Source organism: Xanthobacter sp. BG11Y11_SDJG, from assembly GCF_057364445.1.
This window is the reverse complement of record NZ_JBNFNU010000158.1, coordinates 1-9,072: the sequence shown is the minus strand read 5'-3', so window position 1 is coordinate 9,072 and position 9,072 is coordinate 1. Positions and strand designations below refer to the sequence as shown.

8 protein-coding genes and 3 pseudogenes are annotated in these 9,072 nt (G+C 70.7%); 8 read left to right on the top strand and 3 right to left on the bottom strand.

Annotated features, from left to right (window positions below; all coding sequences use genetic code 11):
- The first annotated feature begins 67 nt into the window (after window positions 1–67).
- Both AC2W7M_RS13890 and gmk read left to right on the top strand, forming a co-directional pair.
- Entirely contained in the window at window positions 68–703 is a 636-nt protein-coding gene (locus AC2W7M_RS13890) for a YicC family protein (protein WP_486132859.1), read from the top strand.
- 11 nt (window positions 704–714) lie between these two features.
- Window positions 715–1,389: a guanylate kinase gene (gene gmk, locus AC2W7M_RS13885; protein ID WP_486132858.1), complete on the top strand. Its 675-nt coding sequence runs from the start codon at window positions 715–717 to the stop codon at window positions 1,387–1,389.
- 7 nt (window positions 1,390–1,396) lie between these two features.
- On the opposite strand, the gene AC2W7M_RS13880 is transcribed toward gmk, so the two are convergent.
- Window positions 1,397–1,861: a cupin domain-containing protein gene (locus tag AC2W7M_RS13880; RefSeq protein WP_486132857.1), complete on the bottom strand. Its 465-nt coding sequence runs from the start codon at window positions 1,859–1,861 to the stop codon at window positions 1,397–1,399.
- Window positions 1,862–1,969: 108 nt separating this feature from the next.
- Between AC2W7M_RS13880 and AC2W7M_RS13875 the strand changes: the two genes are divergently transcribed.
- Both AC2W7M_RS13875 and AC2W7M_RS13870 read left to right on the top strand, forming a co-directional pair.
- Entirely contained in the window at window positions 1,970–2,248 is a 279-nt protein-coding gene (locus AC2W7M_RS13875) for a hypothetical protein (protein ID WP_486132856.1), read from the top strand.
- A gap of 141 nt (window positions 2,249–2,389) precedes the next feature.
- Entirely contained in the window at window positions 2,390–2,968 is a 579-nt protein-coding gene (locus tag AC2W7M_RS13870; protein WP_486132855.1) for an ion channel, read from the top strand.
- Here the strand turns inward: AC2W7M_RS13870 and guaB are convergent.
- Window positions 2,950–4,475: pseudogene (gene guaB / locus AC2W7M_RS13865) on the bottom strand (IMP dehydrogenase). The gene AC2W7M_RS13870 and the pseudogene guaB sit on opposite strands and share 19 nt — an antisense overlap.
- A gap of 192 nt (window positions 4,476–4,667) precedes the next feature.
- Complete coding sequence (locus AC2W7M_RS13860; protein WP_486132854.1) at window positions 4,668–5,111, bottom strand: L,D-transpeptidase; 444 nt, start codon at window positions 5,109–5,111, stop codon at window positions 4,668–4,670.
- A gap of 183 nt (window positions 5,112–5,294) precedes the next feature.
- Here AC2W7M_RS13860 and AC2W7M_RS13855 point away from each other — a divergent pair, with 183 nt between their 5' ends.
- The 4 genes and pseudogenes from AC2W7M_RS13855 to AC2W7M_RS13840 all read left to right on the top strand — a co-directional run bounded on the left by AC2W7M_RS13855 (window position 5,295) and on the right by AC2W7M_RS13840 (window position 8,903).
- Window positions 5,295–5,864, top strand: a complete 570-nt coding sequence (locus AC2W7M_RS13855) for an NnrU family protein (RefSeq protein WP_486132853.1) — start codon at window positions 5,295–5,297, stop codon at window positions 5,862–5,864.
- Window positions 5,865–5,945: 81 nt separating this feature from the next.
- A pseudogene (gene panB, locus AC2W7M_RS13850) lies at window positions 5,946–6,776 on the top strand (3-methyl-2-oxobutanoate hydroxymethyltransferase); the annotation flags it as partial.
- Window positions 6,777–6,922: 146 nt separating this feature from the next.
- A complete protein-coding gene (locus AC2W7M_RS13845) occupies window positions 6,923–7,621 on the top strand; it encodes a penicillin-binding transpeptidase domain-containing protein (RefSeq protein WP_486132852.1) in 699 nt (232 codons plus the stop codon).
- A gap of 134 nt (window positions 7,622–7,755) precedes the next feature.
- Window positions 7,756–8,903 (top strand): annotated as a pseudogene (locus AC2W7M_RS13840) (benzoate/H(+) symporter BenE family transporter).
- The last annotated feature ends 169 nt before the right edge of the window (window positions 8,904–9,072 follow it).

Here is a 9,072-nt window from a genome sequence, read left to right as displayed (position 1 = left end):
TCGCTCAACGCCACCCTCGCCGCCACCCGCGAGGGCGACAGCGTGAGCGTGAGCGTGACAGCCGGCGCTGGAGGCGCTGCTCGCGGCGGCGCAGGCCGCCGCCGCCAAGTTTTCCGTCCCCGCCCCCAGCCTCGATGCGCTGCTCACCGTGAAGGGGATCGTCGAGGTCAGCGAGGTGAAGGAGAGCGAGGCGGAGATGCGCGCGCTCGCCGCCACCGCGCTCGCCGCCTTCGAGGAGGCGCTCTCGGCCCTGTGCGCCATGCGGGCGCGGGAGGGCGAGGCGCTGCGCGCCGTGCTCGCGGGCCGGCTCGATGCCATCGACGCCCTGGTGGCCGCCGCCGAGGCGCTGCCGGAGCGCGGCGTGGAGGCGGTGAAGGCGCGCCTCGCGGAGCAGGTGCGCGCCCTTCTGGAGGCGACGCCAGCGCTCGATCCGGACCGGCTCCACCAGGAAGCGATCCTCATCGCCACCCGCGCTGACGTGCGCGAGGAACTGGACCGCCTCGCCGCCCATGTGGCGCAGGCGCGCCATCTTCTGGCCGAAGGCGGGCCGGTGGGCCGCAAGCTCGACTTCCTGGCCCAGGAGTTCAACCGCGAGGCCAACACCTTGTGCTCGAAGTCGAGTTCCGTGGCGCTGACCCAGATCGGGCTTGACCTGAAGCTGCTGGTGGATCAGTTCCGCGAGCAGATCCAGAACGCCGAGTGAGCCGGCCGCTTATGTCCTCGTCCGCCCCCACCTCCCCCGCTGCGCCGCACGGCCGGTCGGGGCTTGCCCGGCGCGGGCTGATGCTCGTGCTCTCCTCGCCCTCGGGCGCGGGCAAGACCACGCTGTCCCGCAGGCTGCTGGCGAGCGACCCGCGCATCACCATGTCGGTCTCGGTGACGACGCGCCCGCCGCGCCCCGGCGAGGTGGAAGGGAAGGACTATTTCTTCGTCGACGCCCCACGTTTCGCGGCCATGCGCGAGGCCGGCGACCTGCTGGAGCACGCCACGGTGTTCGGCAATTTCTACGGCACGCCCCGCGCCCCCGTGGAGGCCGCGCTCGCCGAGGGCCGCGACGTGCTGTTCGACATCGACTGGCAGGGCGTGCGGCAACTGCGGGAAACCGCCGGTCAGGACATGGTCAAGGTCTTTATCCTGCCGCCGAGCGCGCAGGACCTGGAGAAGCGCCTGCGCTCGCGGGCCCAGGACAGCGACGAGGTTGTCCGCGGCCGGATGGCGGGGGCGGCGGTGGAAATCGAGCACTACGCGGAATACGACTACATCATCGTCAACGACGACGTGGAGGAGAGCCTCGCTCGGCTCACCGCCATCCTTCAGGCGGAGCGCCTGAAGATCGGGCGTCTCACGGGCCTTTCCGAGTTCGTGAAGGGCCTGCACGCGGCGCTGTGAGGTTGCCTCACAGATAGGGGTTTCGCGCCGGACGGCCAGCAAGGTCGATCCAGCGGCCCTGCGGCGAGGCGCTGTCCCGCACGCACATGCGGTCATGATCCGGATAGGTGATGGCATCGGCCGGCGCGCGCGTGCCGACCACGAGGCATCGGGCGGTGTCTCGGCCGCGATTTTCGAGGAAGTGGGCGATCGGGTCGCCGGCCCGGAATGTCGCTGCGGCGCCCGCACCGAGAGCAGTCGCCGTCCCATTCTCGACCACGGTCAGCTCGCCCGAAAGCACGTAGACCATTTCATGTCCGGCGCTGTGCCAGTGGGCGAGCGCGGTCCGCGCGCCGGGCGGCAGCTCGTGCACAAAGGCGCCGAACTGGGTCAGGCCGCCGGCCTCGCTGATCCAGAACTTGCGGCTTGCCCCGCACCGATCGTCGGCGCGGCTCTCCTCGACGATCATCCGGTCCGGTGTCACGACTGTCATGGGGCCGCCTTTCGCATCCGTGGCGCAAGCCCGGGGCGGCGGTGTGGGGTGCCGTCGGTCTCACGACCGCCAGAATGTTCGCTCATGCTTGGCCCCATGAACAGGTTCATGACCTTCTTCGGCGGCATCGCCGGCCTTGCGGTCGCTGCGGCGACGGCGGCCCTGATCTTCGTGCTGCTCGGCGGCCTTCTGATCGCCGGCGGCGTCATCCTCGCCGCCCTCATGGTGGGCGGCGGCATCTATGCGCTCGTCACCGGCCGCGCGCCGGGCCTGCGGCGGGGCGGCGGCGTCAGGGTGTACGAGTTCCGCTCCGGCGCCGGCCGCAGGACGGTTTCGGCGGCGGCTTTCCCCGCGGCTTCGAGGACGCCCCGCGCCCCGGCGAGATGATCGACGTCACCCCGCCCAAGGACCCGCGCAAGAGCTGAGTTCGGCACAGGGCTGGCCGCCGCGCGCGATGGCCATGGTTCTCTCCGTTCCGCAAGCGGTTAGTTTCGCGCCGCGCAGGAACGGATGGGGAGCAGCGCCGGGATGAATGCGAAGGACTATCTGGCGGTTATCGCCATCGCCGTCTTCCTGGCCATGGTCACGGTGACGCTGCACGCGGTGCTGCTCGCCGGCATCCGCCGGCGGCTCTTGCGGCGCATCCGCGGCAAGTCCTATGCCGACCACGTATTCCGCGAGGCGCTGGTGATCAGCGCCACGGTCATCAGCCTGTGCCTCGCCCATCTGGCCGAAATCATCATCTGGGCCGAGGCCTATGTCTGGCTCGGCGCGATTCCGAACCGGCCCGACGCCTTCTATTTCTCCATCTCCACCTACACCACCGTCGGCGCGGACGGGGTCGCCATCGATTCGCACTACCGCAGCCTTGCGGGCTTCGAATCGCTCATCGGGCCGATGATGGTGGCCTGGTCCACGGCCTTCCTGGTGGAGTTCGTCGCCCGCATGCGGGGCCGGACCGGGACGCCGGCCATTGAGGCCGGCTTCACCGCCGACGCGCTCCTCGCCGCCGTCGCCCTTCGGCTTGACCGAAGGGCCCATCCGACGGCGCTGAGCGCGACGCGGCGAGAGCCGGGTCGATCGCTGCGTCACACCGAAGTCGGATAATTCGGGCTCTCGCGGGTGATGATGACGTCGTGCACGTGGCTCTCGCGCAGGCCGGCGGAGGAGATGCGCACGAACTGCGCCTTCTCGCGGAATTCCTTGAGCGTGCTGCCGCCCACATAGCCCATGGCGGCTCTGAGGCCGCCGGCGAGCTGGTGCAGCACCGCGCCGACCGGGCCCTTGTAGGCCACCTGGCCCTCGATGCCCTCGGGCACGAGCTTCAGCGTGTCGCGCACCTCGGCCTGGAAGTAGCGGTCGGCCGAGCCGCGCGCCATGGCGCCCACCGAGCCCATGCCGCGATAGGCCTTGTAGGACCGGCCCTGATAGAGGAACACCTCGCCCGGGCTCTCGTCCGTGCCGGCGAGCAGCGAGCCCACCATGGCGGCGGAGGCGCCCGCCGCCAGCGCTTTGGCGAGGTCGCCGGAATACTTGATGCCGCCATCGGCGATCACCGGCGTGCCGGTGGCCGCCGCCGCCTCCACCGCGTCGAGCACGGCGGTGAGCTGGGGCACGCCGACGCCCGCGACGATGCGGGTGGTGCAGATGGAGCCGGGGCCGATGCCCACCTTCACCGCGTCCGCACCGGCGTCGATCAGCGCCTTCGCGCCGTCCACGGTGGCGATGTTGCCGGCCAGGATCTGGGTCTTGTTGGACAGGCGCTTGATGCGCTCCACCTGGTCCAGCACCTTGCGGGAATGGCCGTGGGCGGTGTCCACTACCACGAGGTCGACGCCGGCGTCGATGAGGCGCTCGGTGCGCTCGTAGCCGTCCTCGCCCACCGTGGTGGCAGCGGCGACGCGCAGGCGGCCCTGCTCGTCCTTGGCGGCGTCGGGATAGGCCACCGCCTTCTCGATATCCTTCACGGTGATGAGGCCGACGCAGCGGTCGTCCGCGTCCACCACCAGAAGCTTCTCGATGCGGTACTGGTGGAGCAGGCGCTTGGCCTCCTCCTGGTTCACCTGGCCCTCGCGCACGGTGATGAGCCGATCCTTGGTCATCAGCTCGGAAATCTTCTGGGACGGGTCGTGGCGAAGCGCACGTCGCGGTTTGTGAGGATGCCCACGAGGCGGCCGGCGCGCCCGCCGGCGCCGCGCTCCACCACCGGGATGCCGGAGATGGAATAATGCTTCATCAGCGTCAGGGCATGCGCCAGCGTCTCATCGGGATGGATGGTGACGGGGTTCACCACCATGCCGGATTCGTACTTCTTCACCTGCTTGACGTGCTCCGCCTGCACCTCGGGAGAGAGGTTGCGGTGGATCACTCCGATACCGCCAGCCTGGGCCATGGCGATGGCGAGGCGCGATTCGGTGACCGTATCCATGGCGGCGGAGAGGATCGGCAGGTTGAGGCTGATGGACTTCGTGAGCTGGGTGGCGATGCTCACCTGCCCCGGCATCACCTCGGAGGCGCCGGGCTTCAGCAGCACGTCGTCGAAGGTGAGCGCCTCACGGAAGACCGTGTGCGCGGGAACGACGAGGCCGTTGCCGGATGTAAGGGGGGCGGACATGGCCAACTCCTGGTGGCGGAACGCGGGCGCTCCGGGCGTCGGGGGATCGGAACGGATCGCCGCAACGCAGCCCGCTTCGAGTTGGCAGTGGCCGATACCATGAGTGGACGACGAATAGAAGACCCAGCTGCAGCGATACCACCGCCGGGCCGCCATGCGGCCTCCGCATGGCGGAGCGCGGCCCGCGCCCGTTCAGTAGGTGATGAGGATCACCGTATTTCCCGGGCCGTGGGACTGCACCAGCGCATAGAGCGTCGCCGCATTGCCCGGGTGAAGGCGGATGCAGCCGTGGGAGGCGGGCGATCCCAGCTGGCTGATGGCTGTGCTGCCGTGGATGGCGTAGCCGCCGCGGAAGAAGATCGAGTAGGGCATCGGCGAATTGTAGTATTTGCGCGAAAAGTACGAGCGGTACATGCGCTGCGGCCGGTAGGTTCCGGTCGGGGTCACGTAGCCGCGCCGCGCCGTGGAGACCGGCCAGGAATATGACGGAATGCCGTTCACGGTCACCGTCATGCGCTGCGACGAGAGATCGATGCGCGCCACGACCGCGGCTTCGGCCGCGCCGGCAAAGCCGCACAGCGCCAAGGCCAGGGCGGCGTGGCGGAACAGGCGAAGTATAGCGGCTCCGTGTCTCATGTGTTCCCCCTTCCACATGGTCAGAAATACTGGCCAATGGCGGGGCGGCGCAACCTGTGCGCTTTACCTCCGGCGATGCGAGCGGCGCGGGCGGGAGGGCTCCGCTCGGCTTGGCCTTTGCCGCGCTTGACTTCCCGGCCGAAACGCGCGCTTTCGAGCCAAACGCGGAAGGGAGATCAATCCATGGTGATGATGCTGCTCGGTCTCGCTTTGTTCGTTGGCACGCACGTGCTGACGAGCCTGAGGGGCCTGAGGTCGGACCTCATCGCCCGGCTGGGGGAAAGCGCCTACAAGGGCTTCTATTCGCTGCTGGCCGCCTCCGGGCTGCTGCTGACCGCCTATGGCTACGAACTGTGGCGCGCCGCCGGTCCGGCCCTGGTCTGGAACCCGCCTCATGCCCTGCGCCATCTCGCCATGCTGCTGCTGCTGCTCGCCACCATCGCCGCCGTGGCGGCCTACGTGCCGAGCCACATCCGCGCCGTGCTCAAGCATCCGCTGCTGGTGGCGGTGAAGACCTGGGCGCTGGCGCACCTTCTGGTGAACGGCGACGCCGCCTCCATGGTGCTGTTCGGCGTCCTGCTCGCCTGGGCGGTCTATGACCGCATCGCGCTGAAGAAGCGCGGGGCGCCGCTGCCCGTCGCGCCCAAGGGGTGGGGCGGGGATGCGCTGGCGGTGGGCTTGGGGCTGGTGCTCTACCTCGCTCTCGCCTACCTATTCCATCCGTACATTATCGGCGTGCCCGTGATGGGCTAGCCGCCGGCGCCCGCGAAGAAGGCGCGACACCCGCCAGGGGGCTCGCCACGAGACGCGAACACCCACGAGACGAGGAAGCCCATGTCCAGCCAGGCCGAAGCCCGCCGCATCACGGCGCCCCAGATCCAGGCCCGCAAGGGAGGCGATCCGATCGTCTCCCTGACCTCCTACCACGCCCATACGGCGCGCCTGCTCGACAATCACGTGGACGTGATCCTGGTGGGCGACAGCCTCGGCATGGTCATGCACGGCCTGGAGACCACGGTTCCGGTGACGGTGGAGATGATGATCGTGCACGGCCGCGCGGTGATGCGCGGCACGCAGCGCGCGCTGGTGGTCGTCGACCTGCCCTTCGGCAGCTACGAGGCGAGCCCCACCGAGGCGTTCCACACCGCCGCCCGCATCCTCAAGGAGACCGCGCGGCGCCGTGAGCTGGAGGGCGGCCGCCGCATGGCCGACACCGTCCGCTTCCTGGTGGATCGCGGCGTGCCGGTGATGGGCCATGTGGGCCTCACGCCCCAGGCCATCAACACGCTCGGCTCGTTCAAGGCCCGCGGCCGCGACGACGCCGAGGCCTCGCTCATCCTGGACGATGCCCGCGCCGTCGCCGAGGCGGGCGCCTTCTCCATCGTCGTGGAGGCGGTGGCCGAGCCGGTCGCCCGCCGCATCACCGCGGAAGTCGCCTGCCCCACCATCGGCATCGGCGGCTCGCCCGCCTGCGACGGCCAGATCCTGGTGCTGGAGGACATGCTCGGTCTCGGCGAGCGGGTGCCGAAGTTCGTCAAGAAGTACGCCAATCTCGGTCCCGACATCGAGAAGGCCGTGGCGACCTACGCGCAGGAGGTGCGCGCGCGCACCTTCCCCGGTCCGGAGCACGTCTACGGACCGCGCCTGGTCCAGAAGCCCGCCAAGGCTCCTGAGGTGGCGGCCGGAACCCGGGGGCGCCGCGGCGCCCCCGCAGCGGCGTGCGCCCTCGTCCTGTCGCTTTTGCTGCTCGGCCTCGCGCCGGCGCGGGCGGCGGAGGAGTGCTTCCTCGTCACCGATCTCGACACCGGCCGGTGCTGGCAAAGCAGGGCCTGTGCGCGACCCGCCACTCGCCTGCCTCCACCTTCAAGATCCCGCTCGCTTTGATGGGCTTCGACGCCGGGCTGCTGAAGAGTGCCGGCCAGCCGGTGCTCGATCCGCCGCCCGGCGCCGACACCTCCCGCGCGGTCACGCGCGGGCCGCAGACGCCGCAGAGCTGGATGCGCAATTCGGTGGTTTGGTACTCGCAGGTGCTGACCCGCGAATTGGGGATGGAGCGCATCCGGGGGTATCTGGAGAGCTTCGCCTACGGCACGCTGAACATCTCCGGCACGCCGGGCCGGGAGGAGCCGATCGCCCATTTCTGGCTCTCCTCGTCCCTGCGCATCTCGCCGCGCGAGCAGGTGGACTTCCTGCGCCGCATGCTGAAGGGCGAGCTGAAGGTCTCGGAGAAGGCGGTCACCGAGACCATGGCCCTGCTGGCGCAGGAGGAGCAGCCGGCCGGCTGGCTCCTCTTCGGCAAGACCGGCACCGGCTTCTCGCCCGGAGGGGACGGCCTGCCCGATCCCCAACGGCCGCTCGGCTGGTTCGTCGGCTTCGCCCAGAAAGGCGGGCGCACCGCGGTGTTCGCGCGCTTCATCTCGCTCGACCAGAAGAGCGAGGAGAGCCTCGGCCTCATGGCGCGGCGCCAGACCTTGGGCGCCCTCGCGGCGGTTCTCGCCGCCCAGAACTAGGAGCACGCGCGGGGCGCGCGACCCCGCAGGCCGGAATACGAGGAAACGCCACAACAAGAACAATGAGGGAGGCGGCCGTGAGCGAAGAAGCCGTCGCAGAACAAAAAAGGGCCGGGCCCCCCGGCATCGCCAGCCTGCCCGTCTCGGTGCCGCTGTCGGCGCTGGTCGCCGCCTTGGTGGGCGCCGGCGGGACGCTCGCCGTGCTGCTGTCGGCGGCCAAGACGCTCGGCGCCACGGAGGCCGAGACCGCGTCCTGGGTGTGCGGCGTGTTCCTCGGCGTCGCCGCCACCAGCGCCTATCTGTCGATCCGCTACCGCATGCCCATCGTCACCGCCTGGTCGACGCCGGGCGCCGCGGTGATCGCCGGCTTCGCCCAGGGCGTCACCATGCCCCAGGCGGTGGGCGCCTTCCTCCTCGTCGCCGTGCTGACGCTGGCCTGCGCCGCGGTGCGGCCGCTGGCGGGCCTGGTGGCCCGCCTGCCATCCGGCATCGCCGCCGGCATGCTGGCCGGGGTGCTGCTGCGCTTCGTCGCCGGCATCGCCGAGCAGGCGGTGGTAAGCCCGCTTCTGGTGCTGCCGCTGGTGGTGCTGTTCCTCGCGCTGCGTCCGTTCGCGCCGCAGCTGGCCGTGATCGCGGCCCTGGCGGCCGGCCTTCTGTTCGCGCTGGCGCTGGGGGCACCGCTGCCGGCGCTCGGCGACCTCTCCTTCTCGCGCCTGGTCCTGATCCCGCCGGAGTTCGATCTCGGCGTGCTGGTGAGCCTCGGCCTGCCGCTGTTCCTCATCACCATGGCGTCGCAGAACCTCACCGGCTTCGCGGTGCTGAAGGCCTACGGCTATCCGCCGCCGGCGCGCACCATCCTCGGCACCACCGGGCTCGCCTCGCTGCTGACGGCGCCATTCGGGTCCATCACCATCAACCTCGCCGCCATCGTCGCCGCCATCTGCACCAGCCCGGAGGCGGACCCCAACCCGGCGACGCGCTGGCGCACCGGGCCGTTCTACGCCTTCTTCTATCTGCTGCTGGCCCTGGCGGGCGCGTCCATGGTGGCGGTGTTCGCGGCGCTGCCGCCGGCGCTCATCGCCACCGTGGCGGGGCTCGCGCTGCTGTCGCCGCTGACCGGCGCGCTCGCCGCCGCCATGGTCGACGACAAAACATCGCCTCGCCGCGGTGGCGACCTTCGCCACCACGGGCTCCCGGCGCCTCGGCCTTCGGCCTCGGGGCGCCGGTGCTCGGCCTCGCCGCCGGGCTGGCGGTGGCCGGCTTCGCCCGTCTGCGGTCCTGAGGCTAGCGGCCGGAGCGCGAGCGCCGCACCCAACCTCCGGGCGCAGCAAAGTGCGCTTAGGCTTCCTATCGCCCCTTGCGCCGCATGGCGTCGGCGAGCGCGGCGCCCGGAACGCCCTTGCCCCGCCCCCGTCCCGCCAGCCTTGCCGCCGCCCCGGACCACGCCCGGA